This window comes from Kocuria atrinae C3-8, assembly GCF_000286355.1.
GTDB lineage: Bacteria > Actinomycetota > Actinomycetes > Actinomycetales > Micrococcaceae > Kocuria > Kocuria atrinae_A.
The window spans coordinates 1-17,609 of sequence record NZ_AJXN01000045.1; the positions used below are offsets into that span (position 1 = coordinate 1).

A 17,609-nucleotide genomic window follows, 5' to 3' on the forward strand; every position below is an offset into this window, starting at 1 on the left:
GCAGCAACGGACGCCGCGGTGCACCTGTCCGCACTCCGCAGACCTCGGCCAGGGCGTAGAGCGCGGACAGCGGCCGCTCGTACCCCATGAGTTCCATGAGGGGCGCCAGGGTCGTGCTCCACAAGGCGGCTTCGCTGGAACGGTGGTGAATCACGGACCGGTGGAAGGCCACGAACTCGGGAGCCAACAAGGCAGCTATACCGGTGTGCCACGGGGCCATCGGATAGTCGGCCACGATGACCTGATCGCCGCTCACGCCGTGCACCGTGGTCGGGTCCGCGCGCTGTGCATACAGCAGCTGGCGGGAGTGGAACAACCGGCCCGAGGAGACCGTGTCTTTGAAGGCCACCACGTTGTCCAGCCAGGACAACTCCGCCGCTAGCTCCACGGGGTAATTGAAGCCCGTGGTCTCGGGGTTGTTGTACAGGCACAACGGAAGTGACAGGGATGAGGCGACCGTCTCCACCTGATCCGCGATCTCCTGTGACACCAGCGGAATGTAGCTGAGCGGGTTCAGAACCAGCCCGTCCGCGCCGTTGTTCTCCGCCGCGTAGGCCATGGTCATGACTTCGCGAGTGGTCATCGCGGAGATTCCAACGCCCACGGGCGTTTCGGAGCCCGACGCCGCTTCCACGGCCACTTTGACGACCTGCGCGCGTTCTTCGGTGCTGAGGTAGGCGAAACTGCCGGACGTTCCGAGGACCACCACGCCGTCCACGCCGCTACGGGCCAACTTGGCCACGCTGAGTTCCAAGGACTCCAGGTCCAATCCACCACCGGGCAAGAAGGGCGTAATGGGGTAGGCAATGACACCGGAGAAAGTCATGGACAGCATGGAATTAGTTTAGGTGAGCCTTACACCAAATCCGCGACAAGGAACGATGATCGCGAGTCAGACGGAACCGGCCGAGCGCCGTCGGCCCTTAGTCAGCCAGCGGGCAACGGCCGGTCAGGAAGCGCGGATCGTAGACCGCGAATCAGAGAATCGGTCCACCGACGAACGGGTCGAGCGCCACGCCCACGAACACGAACGTGATGTAGGCGATCGAACCGTGGAACACGAACATCGCCTGCTTGAGGGTGGGCTTGCCGGACTGCGCCATGGAGTGCAGCTTGTGGCAGTGGTACAGGAACCAGGCGCCGGAGGCCAGCGCAATAAGGGCGTAAACCCAACCGGCTCCGCCCACGGGAACGAGCAGAAGGGAGCAAATCACGGTGGCCCACGCGTAGAGCACGACCTGCGCACCCACGGAGCGAGCGGTGTCCACCGCACCGAGCATGGGGACACCGGCGCGGGAGTAGTCCTCCGCGTACTTCATGGACAGCGGCCAGTAGTGCGGCGGCGTCCACAGGAAGATGAACATGAACAGCACCAGGCCGGCCACTCGATGGTGCCGCGTACGGCAGCCCAACCGATGAGCACCGGCATACAGCCGGCAATGCCGCCCCACACGATGTTCTGGGCGGTGCGGCGCTTCAAGATGATGGAGTAGAACACGGCGTACAGCGCAATGGCGATCACGCCGAGCACACCGCACAACACGCTGACGCCAATGGTCAGCCAGGCAACGGCCACCGCGGAGAGCACCCACGCGAAGACCAGGGCCTCACGGTCGCCCACCTCACCGGTGACCAGCGGGCGGCGCGCGGTGCGTTTCATCAGCCGGTCTTCGTTGCGGTCGATGTAGCAGTTGAACGCACCGGCGGCACCGGCCGCCAAGCTGCCACCGATCAGCGTGTTCAGGATAAGCCAGAAGTTGGGCATGCCCTGCTGGGCGAAAATCATGGTCGGAACAGTCGCGACCAACAGGAGTTCAATGATGCGCGGCTTGGTGAGCGCCACGTAGGCCTTGATCTTGCGCCCCGCGGTCATGGGCCCCTCGTAACCCACCGGCGCCACCGAGCCGATGGAAGAGCCGGTGGCACCGTGGCCGTGGGAGGCCTGCGATGCGCTTCGACCCGACTGTGCCGCGGTATCAAGGGGGTTCACAGAATCAATGCTCCAACTAATCGAATCCGGCGCCGTGGTGTTCCGAGCCGTACGGGGCAAGTACCGCTTTGCGAGCGCATACCTATACCCACACAGAAGTATAGCCGTCATAATGCGTAAATTCCGGGTGATGAGCAGCACGTCAGGGCACGTGATTCACCGACAGCACAAGACACTGACGCTGCCACGACTGCGGGACTAAGGTTAACGCTGAAACCCGTGTGGTCTGGCCGGCGCGACGTCGTCGATCCTCAGGCCGCAGTGGAGTACCCCACCGATGAAAGGGACTAGCCACCGTGCCGAACCTTGAGCAACCGTTGAACTGGACCGAACAGGACGCCCGCGCCGTGGACACCGCGCGTGTACTCGCCGCAGACGCCGTGCAGAAGGTGGGCAACGGTCACCCCGGCACCGCCATGTCCTTGGCCCCCGTTGCTTACATGCTGTTCCAGAAGATCATGCGCCATGATCCCAGCGATGACCGTTGGACCGGCCGTGACCGTTTTATCCTCTCCCCCGGCCACACCTCCCTCACGCTGTACCTGCAGTTGTTCTTCTCCGGTTACGGCCTGGAAATGGACGACATCAAGTCCTTGCGCACCTGGGGCTCCAAGGTCCCCGGCCACCCCGAATACCGCCACACCACCGGTGTGGAGATCACCACCGGCCCCCTCGGCCAGGGTCTGGCTTCCTCGGTGGGCTTCGCCTACGGCCAGCGCTACACGCGCGGCCTGTTCGACGCCGACGCCGCTCCCGGCACCTCGCCGTTCGACCACAACATCTTTGTGATCGCTTCTGACGGTGACCTGCAGGAAGGCATCACGTCTGAAGCATCCTCGCTGGCCGGCACCCAGGAACTGGGCAACCTGGTGGTGATCTACGACGACAACAAGATCTCCATCGAGGACGACACCAACGTGGCGTTCAACGAGGATGTCTTGGGCCGCTACGAGCCTACGGCTGGGACGTGGCACGCGTGGATTGGCGCAACGGCGGCGAGTACAAGGAAGACTTGGACGCGCTGTACGACGCAATCGTCTCGGCCACCAAGGTCAAGGACAAGCCGTCCATCATCGCGCTGAACACCATCATTGGTTGGCCCGCCCCCAAGAAGCAGAACACCGGCGCGATCCACGGCTCCGCGTTGGGCGAAGAAGAAGTCGCCGCTGTCAAGGAGATCCTCGGTTTCGACACCACCGAGTCCTTCGTGATCGAGCCCGAGATCTTCGAGCACGTGCGCTCCGTAGCCGAACGCGGCAAGGAAGAGCGCGCCGAGTGGGAGAAGTCCTTCGCCAAGTGGCGCGAGGCCAACCCGGACAAGGCCGCTCTGTACGACCGCATCCGTGACGAGGAGTTGCCCGAGAACTACGCCGCTGCCTTCCCCACGTTCGAGGCCGGCAAGGACGTTGCCACGCGTAAGGCCTCCGGTGAGGTCATCAACGCCATTGCCGACACGTTCCCCGAGCTGTGGGGCGGCTCCGCTGACCTCGCGGGCTCCAACAACACCACGATCGACAATGCGAAGTCCTTCATTCCGGCTGAGCGCTCCACCGATATGTGGGACGGTTCGCCGTACGGTCGTGTGCTGCACTTCGGTATTCGTGAGCACGCGGCGGCGGCAATCGTGAACGGCATTGTGATGAGCACGCAGACCCGCGCGTTCTCCGGTACGTTCCTGATCTTCTCGGACTACCAGCGCCCCGCGGTTCGCCTGGGTGCGCTCATGAAGGTGCCCTCCATCTACGTGTGGACCCACGACTCGATCGGTCTGGGCGAAGACGGCCCCACGCACCAGCCGGTCGAGCAGCTTTCCTCGCTGCGCGCCATTCCGGGTCTGGACGTGGTCCGCCCCGCGGACGCCAACGAGACCGCTGTCGCGTGGCGCACCATGCTTGAGCACCACGATCGTCCGGCCGGTATCGCGCTGACCCGTCAGAACCTGCCGGTCTTCGCCCGTGAGGACCTGCACGCGGATGCCGACGGTGAGAAGTTCGCTTCGGCCGAGGGCGTGGCCCGCGGTGCCTACGTGATGGCCGATACAGAGTCCACCCCGGACGTGATCCTGATCGCCACCGGCTCCGAGGTGGAGCTGGCCGTGGCCGCACGCCAGCAGTTGGCCGAACAGGGTGTGGCGGCTCGCGTGGTCTCCATGCCGTGCCGCGAGTGGTTCGACGCCCAGGACCAGGAGTACTGCGAATCCGTGATCCCCTCGGACGTCAAGGCCCGCGTGACCGTTGAAGCCGGCGTCAAGATGTCCTGGAACGACATCCTGGGCGATGCCGGACGAGCCGTGTCCCTCGAGCACTTCGGTGAGTCCGCCGATTACAAGACCCTGTACCGCGAGTTCGGCATCACCGCCGAGGACGTGGTCAGCAAGGCTCAGGAGTCCATCGCCGCAGCGCGCTGATACTCCCTTGGCCGTGTGGGTGCGGTCGGCATGACCGGCCGCACCACACGGCAGCACAAGAATTTCCAGCAATGAGTTAGGAAGTCACAGTGAGCACTCCCACCAAGAAGTTGTCCGACGCAGGCGTTTCCATCTGGCTCGATGACCTCTCCCGCCAGCGCCTGACCAGCGGCAACCTGCAGGAACTGATCGACACCAAGAACGTTGTGGGTGTCACCACCAACCCCACGATCTTCGCCGCGGCACTGGCCGACGGTGAGTCCTACGCCGAGCAGGTCTCGGAACTCGCCCAGTCCGGTGCGGACGTGGACGAGGCGGTCTTCACGATCACCACCGACGACGTTCGCGACGCGTGCGACGTCTTCGCCCCGATCGCCGAGGCCACCCAGGGTGTGGACGGCCGCGTGTCCATCGAGGTGGACCCTCGACTCGCCCAGGACGCAGATGCCACCGCCGCCATGGCACAGCGTCTGTCCCAGACGATCGATCGCCCCAATGCGCTCATCAAGATCCCGGCGACCGAAGCAGGCCTGCCGTCCATCACCGCAACCGTCGCGGAAGGCATCTCGGTCAACGTGACCTGATCTTCTCGCTCGAGCGCTACCGCGCGGTGATCAACGCGTACATGCTCGGTCTGGAAGAGGCCCTCGAGAATGGTAAGGACCTGTCCACGATCCACTCCGTGGCCTCGTTCTTCGTGTCCCGCGTGGATACCGAGATCGACAAGCGACTGGACGCCGTCGGCACCGACGAGGCCAAGGCACTCAAGGGCAAGGCGGGCTTGGCCAACGCACGCCTCGCGTACCAGATCTACGAAGAGCAGTTCTCCACTGAGCGTTGGAAGCGCCTCGCAACCGCGGGTGCCAATCCGCAGCGTCCCCTGTGGGCATCCACCGGCGTGAAGGACCCGAACCTCCCGGACACCCTGTACGTGACCGAACTCGTGGCGCCCAACACCGTGAACACCATGCCGGAGAAGACCCTGGACGCGACCTACGACCACGGCGAGGTCACCGGGGACACCGTCACCGGCACCTACCAGGAGTCCAACGAGCTCCTGGACGCGATCGCCGAACAGGGAATCTCCTACCAGGACGTGGTCGAACAGCTCGAGACCGAAGGCCTGGACAAGTTCGACAAGTCCTGGACCGAGCTGCTGGAGACGGTGCGTACCGCCCTGGACAACGCCCGCTGATTCACTGACCGCCCATCCACCAGCACGCATCGCACCCACAAGGAGGCTCGCCATGAGCTCACTGTCATTGTCTGCGGCAGGCGCCGCGCGTCAGGCCATTGAATCCAAGGTTCCCGGTTTGGTCGCGGAACAGTTCGCGTCCAAGCTCTTCGCCAAGGACCACACTGTGGGGACCGCGGCCGAGGAGGAAGCCAAGATTCGCCTGGGCTGGACCGAAGCCGCAACGGTGTCGCGTCCGCTCATCGCCCAGATCCTGCAGTTGCGCGATGACTTCGCCTCCGAAGGGGTCACGCGATTCGTGCTGGCGGGTATGGGCGGATCGTCCCTGGCACCCGAGGTCATCACCCGCACCGAGGGTGTGGATCTGTTCGTGTTGGACTCCACCGACCCGGAAATGGTGCAGCTTGCGCTGCAGGACCTGGACAAGACCGCCCTGGTGGTTTCGTCCAAGTCCGGCTCCACTGTGGAGACGGATTCGGCGCGGCGCGCGTTCGTCGCCGCTTTCGAGAAGGCGGGGATCGACGCACCGCAGCGCATCGTGGTCGTGACCGATCCGGGGTCGCCCATGGACGATTCGGCTCGCGAGGCCGGGTACCGCAAGGTCTTCAACGCGGATCCCAATGTGGGTGGTCGCTTCTCCGCGCTCACCGCGTTCGGTCTGGTGCCTTCCGGTCTGGCCGGTGCTGGCATCGAGCGGCTCCTGGACGACGCCGAGGAAGCCGCCGAGTTCCTCAGCGACGACGACGAGGACAACATCGGTCTTCGCCTGGGCGCGGCCTTGGGCGGCACCAAGCCGTTGCGCGACAAGATCGTGATCGTCAACGACGGCGCTCCGGTGGTTGGTTTCGCGGATTGGGCCGAGCAGTTGATCGCAGAGTCCACCGGCAAGTCCGGTACCGGTGTGCTGCCCGTGGTCGTCTCCGAGGCGCGCCGGAGCTGTCCAGTGGCGCGAACGACATCCTGGTGATCTCGCTCGTCTCCGAGGATGCCGAGCCCGTTGACAACGGCGATGCCGTGGCGATCTCCGGGTCCTTGGCCGCCATGATGATGGCCTTCGAGGTGGGCACCGCCGTGGCCGGTCAGTTGTTGGGCATCGATCCCTACAACCAGCCGGACGTGGAATCCGCCAAGAACGCCACCCGTGAACTGCTGGCCTCGTCGCCGGAGCCGAGCCCCGCGGAAGCGACGGACGGCTCCATCGAGATCCGCGGTTCCGAGCAGGTTCTCCAGGGCGCCACCACGGTTCCCGAGGCTCTCAAGGCCCTTCTGGGTCAGTTGCCCGAGGACGGTTACGTCAGCGTGCAGGCCTACTTCGACCGTTTGGGTTGGGCGGAACTTGAGAAGATCCGGCCGGTGTTGGCCGAGAAGACCGGTCGCCCCGTCACCTTCGGCTGGGCCCCCGGTTCCTCCACTCGACCGGTCAGTACCACAAGGGCGGCCCAGCTCAGGGTGTCTACCTGCAGATCACGGCCGCCACGGACACGGACGTGGACATCCCCGAGATCCCGTTCACGTTCGGTGAGCTGATCTCGGCTCAGGCGGACGGTGACGCCAAGGTGCTCACCGACCACCACCGTCCGGTGTTGCGCTTGCGACTGACCGACCGCTCGCCCGGTGTCGAGCAGCTCCTGAAGGCCGCCGCCGAGCTCTAAGATCATTACCAATCATTATTTTCTGGTCACCGCGGACCGGGGTATTGCGCACTCGTCGTAACGCCCCGGTCCGTTGGTCCGGATGAGTCAGGGAGCATTGTGCCTCACCACAACAACAGCAATCCGCTCCGGGATCCCCGGGACCGGCGCCTGACGCGAGTCGCGGCGCCGTCGTCCCTGGTGCTTTTCGGCGTGACCGGCGATCTGGCCAAGAAGAAGCTGCTGCCGGCCATGTACGACCTGGCCAACCGCGGTTTGCTGCCGCCCTCGTTCTCGCTGGTGGGCTTCGGCCGCCGCGAGTGGGACGACGCTCAGTTCGCGGAGTACGTCAAGGAATCGATCGCGGACAACGCGCGCACGCCCTTCAACGAGGATATGTGGAAGCAGTTCGCGTCCGGTCTGCGTTTCGTCCACGGCAATTTCGACGACGACGCCGCCTACGAGCGTCTCGCCGACACCCTCACCGAACTCGACGAATCCCGTGGCACGCGCGGCAACCACGCGTTCTATCTCTCGATCCCGCCCAAGGCGTTCGAAGTGGTCTGCCAGAAGCTCGCCGATCACGATCTGGCCGAGAGTAACGGCAGCGAGGGCTGGCGCCGCGTGGTGATCGAGAAGCCGTTCGGGCACGATCTGGAGTCCGCCCGCGAGCTGAACGCGATTGTTGAACGGGTGTTTCCGCCGGACAGCGTGTTCCGCATCGACCACTATCTGGGCAAGGAGACGGTGCAGAACATCCTGGCGCTGCGTTTCGCCAACCAGATGTTCGAGCCGCTGTGGGACACCCGCTACGTGGACCACGTGCAGATCACCATGGCCGAGGATATCGGCATCGGATCCCGCGCCGGCTATTACGACGGCGTGGGCGCGGCTCGAGACGTCATTCAGAACCACTTGCTGCAGTTGCTCGCGTTCACGGCTATGGAGGAACCGCCCGCGTTCTCGGCACATCATTTGCGCCGGGAGAAAGCCAAGGTGCTCGAGTCCGTGATCCTGCCCGATGATCTCGGTGTCTACTCGGCCCTGGGTCAGTACACGTCGGGACTGCAGGGCGGTGCCGAGGTCAAGGGTTTCCACCAGGAAAAAGACATCCCGGCCGACTCTCGCACCGAAACGTACGCGGCCCTGCGCCTGGAGATCAACAATCGCCGCTGGGCGGGCGTTCCGTTCTACCTGCGCGCCGGTAAGCGACTGGGACGCCGCGTGACCGAAATTGCGGTGGTGTTCAAGAAATCACCCAATCTCCTGTTCCGTTCCCCGGACAAGGACGACTTCGGTCAGAACGCCATTGTGATCCGCATTCAGCCGGACGAGGGCGTGACCATTCGGTTCGGTTCAAAGGTTCCCGGCACCCAGTCCGAGATCCGCGACGTGACCATGGACTTCGGCTACGGTCACGCGTTCACCGAGTCCAGCCCGGAGGCCTACGAGCGGCTCATCCTGGATGTGCTGCTCGGCGAACCCCCGCTGTTCCCGGATCACTCTGAGGTTGAGCTTTCCTGGAAGATCCTGGACCCCTTCGAGGAGTACTGGGCCGAGCACCACATCATGCCTGACGCCTACGCACCGGGATCCTGGGGTCCCGAAACTGCGGATCAGCTCATGGCTCGCGACGGACGTGTCTGGAGGCGACCGTGATCGTACAAATGGAAAACACCACCACTTCGACCATCGAGAAGAAACTGCACTCGCTGCGGGACGAGAACGGTGTGGTCACGCTGGGACGCGTGCTCACACTGGTCATCCTGGCCCGCGCGGGTCATTCGGAAATGGCGATCGAGGCCGCGAACTTCGCGAGCCACGAGCACCCCTGCCGGATCATCGTTCACGTGGCGCATTCCGCGAATGAGGCCACCCGCTTGGACGCCCAGCTGCGCATGGGCGGGGACGCCGGTGCCTCCGAGGTGATCATCCTGCACGGCTACGGTGAACTGGCCGAGCCCACCGAGACCTTGATTTCTGCATTGCTGCTGCCGGACGCGCCCATTGTGGCGTGGTGGCCCCATGACTTCCCGGACTCCCCCGGCGACTCGTCCATCGGTAAGATCGCCCACCGCCGCATTACCGATTCCGCCCGGGCGGATGACCCGTTCAAGTCACTGCAGCAGCTGTCCCAGCAGTACCGCCCGGGTGACACGGACCTGGCGTGGACCCGCATCACGAGCTGGCGGATCCAGCTCGCGGCGGTCTTCGATCAGATCGGTGCCGTGCCGGTCCGCGAGGTCATTGTCGAGGGTGCCGAGCGCTCCCCGTCTGTCGTTCTTATGGGCGTGTGGCTGGCCAATGCCCTGGGTTGCGAAGCGAAGTTCATCACCCAGACCGAACGGCCCGGGATGGACCGGTCACCCTGGTCACGGACGATGGCCCCATCGAACTGCACAGACCCGGCAATACGGTGGCGGTTCTCAAGCAGCCCGGTCAGCCCGATCAGCAGATCGCCATGCCGGTCCGCGACCTCAACGTGTGCTTGGCCGAAGAACTGCGTCGGTTGGACCCGGACGAGGTCTACGGAGACGTAATCACCAAGGCCATGGTCAGTGCAGAGTTGGAAGAGGCCGTCGAAGACGCAATGGATGGAGAAGAGTCCCAGTGAACCACGCCCGCATTGTCCCTCACGGCAGTCAGGAGCAGCTCGCTCAGGAGACCTCACGACGCGTGATCACCGTGCTCGAGCAAGCCCAGGATGAGCGCGGCGAGGCCACACTGGTCCTCACCGGCGGCAGCATGGGCAACAAGGTGATCCAGGCGATAGCCAACGACCCGGACTCCGCCCTGGTGGACTGGTCGCGCGTCAACGTCTGGTGGTCCGACGAACGGTTCGTGCCCGGCGCCGACTCCGAACGCAACGGGGTCCAGGCCGCCGACGCCGCCCAGGGCCAGTTGGATCTCGAATGGGACCGGATTCACCCCATCGCCGCCTCCGACGAGATGTCGACTGCCGAGGAAGCCTCCGCCGATTACCGCGAGGAACTCGCCACCGCGGCCGAGCAGGAAGGGTCGGATAGCGGACTCCCGTACTTCGACCTCATGCTGCTCAGCCTGGGTCCGGACACTCACGTGGCGTCCTTGTTCCCGGGCCGAGAAGAGGTCACCGTGACCAGCACCCCTGTGATGGCGGTGCATGACTCCCCCAAACCACCCCCCACACGAGTGACCATGACTCTTCCCGCGATCAATTCGGCGGAACGAGTGTGGTTGTTGGTGGCCGGCAGCGCCAAGGCCGAAGCCCTCGCGGCCATCCGTGACCCCGAGGCCACCCCCCAGTCCGCCCCCGGCAGCGCCGTCCGCGGAACCAAGGAAACTCTGCTGCTCGTCACCGAAGACGCCCTCCCCGGACTCCCCCAGGACCCCGAGGGCTAAGGGACCGCTCTTCCTCATGCTCCCGCGCTGCACCCGCGCACCTTGGTCGGAGCTAGAACCCTCCACTGCACCTGAAGCGTAGACAGGACCTTTCCCTTCCCGCGTCGTGTTCACTTCTAACGCGCCTCAGGTGCCGGGAGAACCCACCGCTACACCTGACGGGCCGGTAGAACCCTTCCCGCCGCTCAGAAGGGCTCTACCGGCCCGTCAGATGTCACCAAGGGTTCCGGCGGCACCTGAGGCGTGATTGAACATATTTGGCAGAGGCTCGCATCTAGCACCCTTGTAGCTCTGCGAACCTCGACCACTAATGTCACCGCCGCAAACCCGTGCCTGGAATGTCCGCACCCCTTCTGACATCACCTGGCGCCAAAGTTCTTGGCCGTCTCCCCGTGGGTTCTGACGCGACCTGACGTGTCCATGAGGGCTCCATCGCCACCTGTTACGGGGCACGCTCAAGAACCTCAGCGCCTGTGGACATTTCTGGCAGAGGATCGCTTCTAGAACCCTTGTAGCTGTGCGAACCTCGGCCATCAATGTCACCGCCGCGAACCCTTGCCTGAAATATCCATTCCACCAGTCATCAGTCACGGAGTTCTACCTGAGTTGTCGCCGCCCGCAGTCCTAGTTCTGTCCCAACCCCGTCATGTTCCACCAGCGACGCCGACGCCGCTCTCCCCCGCCCCGAACGCCGGTCACCCGAACATCGTGGGAGCCAAAAGAACCCGCCAACCCATCTGAGGTGCCGGTAGAACCTTTCCGGAGGCTCAGAAGGCTCTACCGACGCGTCAGATGTCACCAACGGTTCCGGCGGCACCTTCGGCGTGCGAGGTCTGGCGTCAAAGTTCTCGGCCGTCTCCCTGTGCGTTCTAACGCCACCTGAGGCGTGAAAGAGGGCCCCCTCGCCTCCGGCTACCGGGCACACTCCAGGACTTCGGCGCCGGTGGACATACTTGGCAGAGGATCGCTGCTAAAACCGTCGTAGCTGTGCGAACCTCGGCCATTTATGCCACCGCCGCCAACCCGTGCCTGAAATGTGCCCATCCCCCATTGTCAGACTGGTTGTGAGTCATGGTGGTCATCAGCTGCGAAGCTCTGCCCGAAATGTCGCGGGGGTACGAGCGTTAAACGCACAACGCCCGGAGACCGAAGTCTCCGGGCCTTGGCTACGTTTTAGACGATCAGACGACCGGCGGCGCGAACCGCAAGGACAGGGCGTACCCGACGATGGCGAGAACCCATACGATGGCCAGGACGGTGGTCATGCGAACCACGTTCTTCTGGGCCGCTCCGGAGGTGTTGAGTGACTGGGTCATGCCGCCGCCGAACATGTCGGACAAGCCGCCGCCCTTGCCCTTGTTGAGCAGGACGAACATGATGCACAGGATGCTGGTGACCACAATGACCACTTGCAGAACAAGCTGCAGGATCTCCACGTAAAGCCTCAATTCCTCGGGAGTCGCTGATCGACCGTAGGAGCGCCGCGGATTCTCACCGCGGGCCGCTCACTGGAATGCCTAGTTGCTGAGCAGATGCTGCTCGAACCGTGCAATCTTAGCAAACTCCTCCGCATCCAAGCTGGCGCCGCCCACCAGGCACCGTCCACATCAGAGCCGCCCAGGATGTTGGCCACGTTGGAGGACTTGACCGAACCGCCGTAGAGAATGCGGGTGGCCTGAGCGAAGTCCTCGCTGTAGAGCTTTCCGAGTTCCTCTCGGATCGCAGCCGCCATTTCCTGAGCGTCCTCCGGGCCGGCCACTTCACCGGTTCCGATGGCCCACACGGGCTCGTAGGCCACAACGAGGCCCGCGAGCTCCTTCTCGTTCAGGTCCGCCAGACTGCCTCGCAGCTGCTCCAACGTGAACGTCACGTGGTTGCCGGACTGACGCTCGTCCAGACCCTCACCGATGCACAGCATGGGGGTCAGCTTGTGACGAATGGCCGCACGAATCTTGTCGCGGCACTGCTCATCCGACTCGTGATGCACGGTGCGGCGTTCGGAGTGACCCACCAATGCGTAGGTGCAGTCCAACTTGGCCAGGAACTCACCGGAAATGTCACCGGTGTACGCGCCCGAGTCCTGATCCGAAAGGTCCTGGGCACCGTAGACGATCTGCAGGCCGTCGCCCTCGACCAAGGACTGCACCGAACGGAGGTCGGTGAACGGCGGGAACACGGCCACCTCGACGCGCTGGAAGTCGTGCTTGGCATCCTTGAGGGTCCACGCGAGCTTCTGCAACAGAGCGATGCCCTGTGCGTGGTCCATGTTCATCTTCCAGTTGCCCGCGATCAGGGGTGTGCGGTCAAAGTTTCCATCGGTCTTGCTGGTCATAGCTTCTCCTTCGAATAAAACCGCGAGGGGCCCGTGCCGTAACACAGGCCCCGCGCGGCACTCACGTTCTCGGTGGGGGCTGGCTCAGGCGCCCAGGGCCACCACACCCGGAAGCTCCTTGCCCTCGATGAACTCGAGGGAAGCGCCGCCGCCGGTGGAAATGTGACCGAACTGGTCGTCGCTGTAACCCAGGTTGCGCACGGCGGATGCGGAGTCGCCGCCGCCGATCACGCTCATGGCATCCGAGGACACCAGCGCGTCCGCAACGGCCTTGGTGCCGTTGGCGAAGGCCGCCATCTCGAACACGCCCACCGGGCCGTTCCAGAACACGGTCTTGGCGGACTTGATCTTGTCCGCGAAAATCTTGGCGGATTCGGGACCGATGTCCAGGCCCAGACCGGAATCGCCGATCTCGCCACCTTCGATGTCCTCGACGGGGCGGACCTCGTTCTGGGCGTCCTTGTCGAAGGCCGCAGCGTAAACGACGTCCACGGGCAACACGATCTCGGTGCCGGCGGCCTCTGCCTTGTCCAGGTAGTCCTTGACGACGTCTATCTGGTCCTTCTCGAGCAACGAGCCGCCCACGGAGTAGCCCTGAGCCGCGAGGAAGGTGAAGACCATACCGCCACCGATGAGCAACGAATCGGCCTTACCGATCAAGTTCTCGATCACGGCCAGCTTGTCCGAGACCTTGGAACCACCCATGACCACCACGAAGGGACGCTCGGGGTCGGAAATGACCTTCTTGAGAACGTCCACTTCCTTCTTGACCAGGTCGCCCAGGTAACCGGGCAGCTTCTGAGCGATGTCGTACACGGAGGCGTGCTTGCGGTGCACCGCACCGAAGGCGTCGTCCACGTAGGCACCGTTGTCTCCGGTGAGTGCGGCGAGCTCGGCGGCGAACTCTTGCCGCTCGGCGTCGTCCTTGGAGGTCTCGCGCGGGTCGTACCGCACGTTCTCGAGCACGAGAATCTCGCCGTCCTGGAGAGCCTCGGCCTTGGCCTGGGCGTCCTCGCCGACGACGTCGCTCGCGACCTTGACGGGGACATCGGCCAGTTCGTCCAGCTTCTGGGCGGCAGGGGCGATCGAGTACTTGGGATCGACCTGACCCTTGGGGCGGCCCAGGTGTGCCATGACGATCACTCGTGCGCCGGCCTCGGCCAGTTTGGTGAGTACGGGCAACGAGGCGCGCACGCGGCCGTCGTCGGTCACCGTGGTGCCGTCCAGGGGAACGTTGAGGTCCGAACGGACGAGCACTCGCCGACCGGACACCCCCTCAGAAATCAGTTCGTCCAGCGATTTGGCCATGTCCGGTTCATCCCTTCCAGTGAGAAAACAGGTCCCTATGAAAACGGCGCCGATACCCACAGGCATCGGCGCCGCTCAGAGGTCTAACTCAGAGCTTATCTGCCACGTACGACACAAAGTCGACCAGACGAATGGTGTAGCCCCATTCGTTGTCGTACCAGGCAATGACCTTGACCTGGTTGTCCACGACCTTGGTCAGCGGGGCGTCGAACACGGTGGAGACGTCATAGCCTTCGATGTCCTTGGAGACGAGAGCCTCTTCGGAGTACTCGATGATGCCCTTGAAGTCACCCTCGGCAGCCTTCTTGACGGCCGCGTTGACGGACTCCACGGTGACGTCCTTCTCGACGTCCACGGTGAGGTCAACGATCGAGCCGGTGGGGGTGGGAACGCGCACGGCGAACCCGTCCAGCTTGCCCTTGAGCTCCGGGAGCACCAGACCGACCGCTGCGGCAGCACCGGTGGTGGTGGGAACCATGTTCAGGGCAGCAGCGCGGGCGCGACGCAGATCCTTGTGGGGAGCGTCGTGCAGGCGCTGATCGCCGGTGTAGGCGTGAATGGTGGTCATCAGACCGCGCTGAATGCCGAACTCGTCGTTAATGACCTTGGCCAGCGGGGCCAGGCAGTTGGTGGTGCAGGACGCTGCCGAGAGCAGGTTCATGGTCTCGGGGTCGTAATCCTTCTCGTTGACGCCGTACACGAAGGTGCCGTCAACTTCCTTGCCCGGCGCGGACAGCACGACCTTCTTGGCCCCGGCGTCCAGGTGCGCCTGCATCTGCGGGCCCTTGGTGAACTTACCGGTGCACTCCACCACGATGTCTACGCCGAGCTCACCCCAAGGCAGCTTGGAGGGGTCCTTCTCGGCCAAGAAGGTGATCTTATGTCCGTCGACAGTCATGACGTTGCCGTCCAGGGAAACCTTGCCCGGGTAACGGCCCATGACGGAGTCGAACTCGAACAGGTGCTTCAAAGTCTCCGGATCGGTCAGGTCGTTGACTGCCACGACCTCGATGTTGTGTCCGTGCTGCGTGAGCACTGCACGCAGGAAGCTACGTCCGATGCGTCCGAATCCGTTGATGCCAACCTTGATGGTCACTGCGATCTCCTCTTGTCATTGACAATGTCGGTATGCGGGCCCTCGCGAGACCCGATGTTGGATCGGTCACGATCGGTAAGATTCCAACATCTGTCGATTCTCAGATTCATGAGAGCCGAGCTGTTCTACCGCGTTTATTCTATCGAGATACCCGGGTGTTTCCCAGTGCATCCCGCGAATTTTCATCGCTGAGCGCGATCAAACCCCACATAAACCCACATTAACTTTCCGTTCTCGACGGCGTGCTAGGGTCACCGCCGCTGTGACAGGCCGGCGGCCGCCGCGAACTCGCTCGTGTTCGGAACACCGAGCTCCTCGGCACGGCGATCGGCCATGGCGAGCAGTCGCCTGATCCGTCCGGCAATCGCATCCTTGGTGAGTGGGGGATCGGACAACCGCCCCAGCTCGTCCAGACTCGCCTGTTTGTTGGCCACGCGTAGCTTGCCGGCCGCGCGCAGGTGTTCCGGTGCTTCGTCGCCGAGCAGATCGAGCGCCCGCTCCACCTTGGCCCCGGCGGTAACGGCGGCCTGTGCGGAACGCCGGAGGTTGGCGTCGTCGAAATTGGCGAGCCTGTTGGCTGTGGCGCGAACCTCCTTGCGCATGCGGCGATCCTCCCACTGCAACAGGTTCTGATGTGCACCCATGCGGGTCAGCAGGGCGGCGATCGTGTCACCGTCCCTTACGACCACGCGATCGATGCCACGAACCTGCCGCGCCTTGGCGAGCACATCCAATCGCCGTGCGGCCCCGACCAGGGCAAGGGCCGCCTCGGGCCCCGGGCACGTGAATTCCATGGCCGCCGCGCGACCAGGTTCCGTCAAGGAACCGTGGGCGAGGAACGCACCGCGCATGACCGCCGCGGCGTCCTCCACGGTTCCGTTCACGACCGAGGGCGGCAGGCCCCGCACCGGGCGCCCGTGGGCGTCCAACAGACCGGTCCGGCGAGCAAGAGCTTCACCGTCGCGGGCCACACGTACGATCCAGGTGCGGTCACGGCGCAGGCCGTTGCCGGTCATGACGCCCAGTTCGGTCGAGTGACCGTACACCTCATTGATGGTGTGAGCGGTGCGGCGCGCGGTGGCTTCGGTGTCCACTTCGGCTTCGATCACGATGCGGCCGCCCACGATGTGCAGCCCACTGGTGAAGCGCAACAGCGCGGACAGCTCCGCGCCCCGAACCGAGGATTTCTTGACCTGCAAGTGTGCAAGTTCGTCTTTGACCGACGCGGTCAATGCCATGTGAGTAGGTCTCCTTGTGCGTGCTGAAAGAACGGCCACCGATCGAGTCGGTGATCAGCCGTCCGCATTCATAATTTTTTGGTAGGCCGCAGCCAGTTTGAAGTGGTTGTGAACGGCCGAGCCGTCGTTGTCGCGTAGATCCGCCCAGTGCACCTTGGCGCCCAGTTGCGCCGCCGCCATTTCGACGTCGTGCGGAGACTCCGCCGCGGTCGGATCGGCCAGCACGGCGTCCAGTCGCAGTTCGGGAGCGTAACGGGCCAGCACCCGCAGGTGATCCGCGGTGCTCATGCCAAGAGTCTCGGAATCGCGGGAAAGATTCAGAGTGACCAGTCGCTTGGCCGGGGACTTGCAGATCGCGTCCCGCAAACCGGGGAGCAGCAGGTGCGGCAGCACGGAGGTGTGCCAGGAACCCGGTCCGAGCACGACCCAGGCGGCCTGGTCGATGGCCTCGACTGCTTCGGGGCAGGCCTGGGCGTCATGCGGGTTGATCCGCACGTTGCACACGTCCGCTTGCTTGGCCAGCAGCGACTGTCCCGTGACCGTGCGTGTGATGAGCTCGGGTGGGCACGGTTTGGTGGGATCGGAGTTCGGGGCGATATCACCCTCGATGACCAGTGGTTCCCGAGACATGGGGAGCACCTGTCCCCTGGCGCCCAGCAGAGCGCCGGCCCAGCGCAGACCGTCGACCGGATCATCCAGCAGTTCCCACAGGGTCACGATCAGCAGGTTTCCCAGCGCGTGATTATCCAGCCCCTCGTTGGGGTGCTCGGCATCGCTGAAACGGTGCTGCATCACGTCGCGCCAGGTCCGGCCCCACTGGGAGTCGTCACACAACGCGGCCAGCGCCATGCGCAGATCCCCCGGAGGGAGCACGTTCATCTCGTTGCGCAACCGACCGGACGATCCGCCGTCGTCGGCGACCGTGACCACGGCCGTAACGGCCGGGGCGAGAAGGCGCAGCGCGGACAGGCTCGCGGAAAGCCCGTGACCGCCGCCCAGGGCGACCACCGAATCGGCGTCGGTGAGGCCCT

The 17,609-nt window shown here is 64.2% G+C and carries 8 protein-coding genes and 6 pseudogenes; 6 read left to right on the top strand and 8 right to left on the bottom strand.

Annotated elements, in window-relative coordinates; genetic code table 11:
• A partial coding sequence (locus YO9_RS0105690; RefSeq protein ID WP_031272750.1) for a dihydrodipicolinate synthase family protein occupies positions 1-826 on the bottom strand: 826 nt, incomplete at its 3' end.
• A gap of 151 nt (positions 827-977) precedes the next feature.
• A pseudogene (locus tag YO9_RS0105695) lies at positions 978-1,873 on the bottom strand (heme o synthase).
• A gap of 413 nt (positions 1,874-2,286) precedes the next feature.
• On the opposite strand from YO9_RS0105695, the pseudogene tkt reads away from it, so the two are divergent.
• The 6 genes and pseudogenes from tkt (at position 2,287) to pgl (ending at position 10,604) form a co-directional block, all read left to right on the top strand.
• A pseudogene (tkt, locus tag YO9_RS0105700) lies at positions 2,287-4,397 on the top strand (transketolase).
• 89 nt (positions 4,398-4,486) lie between these two features.
• Positions 4,487-5,592, top strand: a pseudogene (tal, locus tag YO9_RS0105705) (transaldolase).
• A 52-nt stretch (positions 5,593-5,644) separates the two neighbouring features.
• Positions 5,645-7,244: pseudogene (locus tag YO9_RS0105710) on the top strand (glucose-6-phosphate isomerase).
• Between the two features lie 99 nt (positions 7,245-7,343).
• Positions 7,344-8,882, top strand: coding sequence for a glucose-6-phosphate dehydrogenase (zwf, locus tag YO9_RS0105715; protein ID WP_016996627.1), 1,539 nt, complete (start codon positions 7,344-7,346; stop codon positions 8,880-8,882).
• Positions 8,879-9,837, top strand: a pseudogene (locus tag YO9_RS0105720) (glucose-6-phosphate dehydrogenase assembly protein OpcA). The gene zwf and the pseudogene YO9_RS0105720 overlap by 4 nt, the downstream one beginning before the upstream one ends.
• Positions 9,834-10,604, top strand: coding sequence for a 6-phosphogluconolactonase (pgl, locus tag YO9_RS0105725; RefSeq protein WP_016996628.1), 771 nt, complete (start codon positions 9,834-9,836; stop codon positions 10,602-10,604). Before YO9_RS0105720 ends, pgl begins: the two are co-directional and overlap by 4 nt.
• 1,181 nt (positions 10,605-11,785) lie before the next feature.
• On the opposite strand, the gene secG is transcribed toward pgl, so the two are convergent.
• From secG to YO9_RS0105755, 6 genes and pseudogenes are all read right to left on the bottom strand, one after another.
• A complete protein-coding gene (secG, locus tag YO9_RS0105730; protein ID WP_016996629.1) occupies positions 11,786-12,040 on the bottom strand; it encodes a preprotein translocase subunit SecG in 255 nt (84 codons plus the stop codon).
• An 81-nt stretch (positions 12,041-12,121) separates the two neighbouring features.
• Positions 12,122-12,936, bottom strand: a pseudogene (tpiA, locus tag YO9_RS0105735) (triose-phosphate isomerase).
• An 84-nt stretch (positions 12,937-13,020) separates the two neighbouring features.
• Positions 13,021-14,244: a phosphoglycerate kinase gene (locus YO9_RS0105740; RefSeq protein ID WP_016996630.1), complete on the bottom strand. Its 1,224-nt coding sequence runs from the start codon at positions 14,242-14,244 to the stop codon at positions 13,021-13,023.
• Between the two features lie 88 nt (positions 14,245-14,332).
• Positions 14,333-15,340, bottom strand: a complete 1,008-nt coding sequence (gene gap / locus YO9_RS0105745) for a type I glyceraldehyde-3-phosphate dehydrogenase (RefSeq protein ID WP_016996631.1) — start codon at positions 15,338-15,340, stop codon at positions 14,333-14,335.
• Positions 15,341-15,591: 251 nt separating this feature from the next.
• Positions 15,592-16,578, bottom strand: a complete 987-nt coding sequence (gene whiA / locus YO9_RS0105750; RefSeq protein WP_016996632.1) for a DNA-binding protein WhiA — start codon at positions 16,576-16,578, stop codon at positions 15,592-15,594.
• 54 nt (positions 16,579-16,632) lie between these two features.
• Positions 16,633-17,609, bottom strand: a 977-nt coding sequence (locus YO9_RS0105755) for a gluconeogenesis factor YvcK family protein (RefSeq protein ID WP_016996633.1), incomplete at its 5' end; no start/stop codon positions are given.

Coding starts and splice junctions, on each gene's coding strand:
- YO9_RS0105740 (WP_016996630.1), bottom strand. CDS start 14,244: ATGGCCAAATCGCTGGACGAACTGATTTCTGAGGGGGTGTCCGGTCGG.
- whiA (WP_016996632.1), bottom strand. CDS start 16,578: ATGGCATTGACCGCGTCGGTCAAAGACGAACTTGCACACTTGCAGGTC.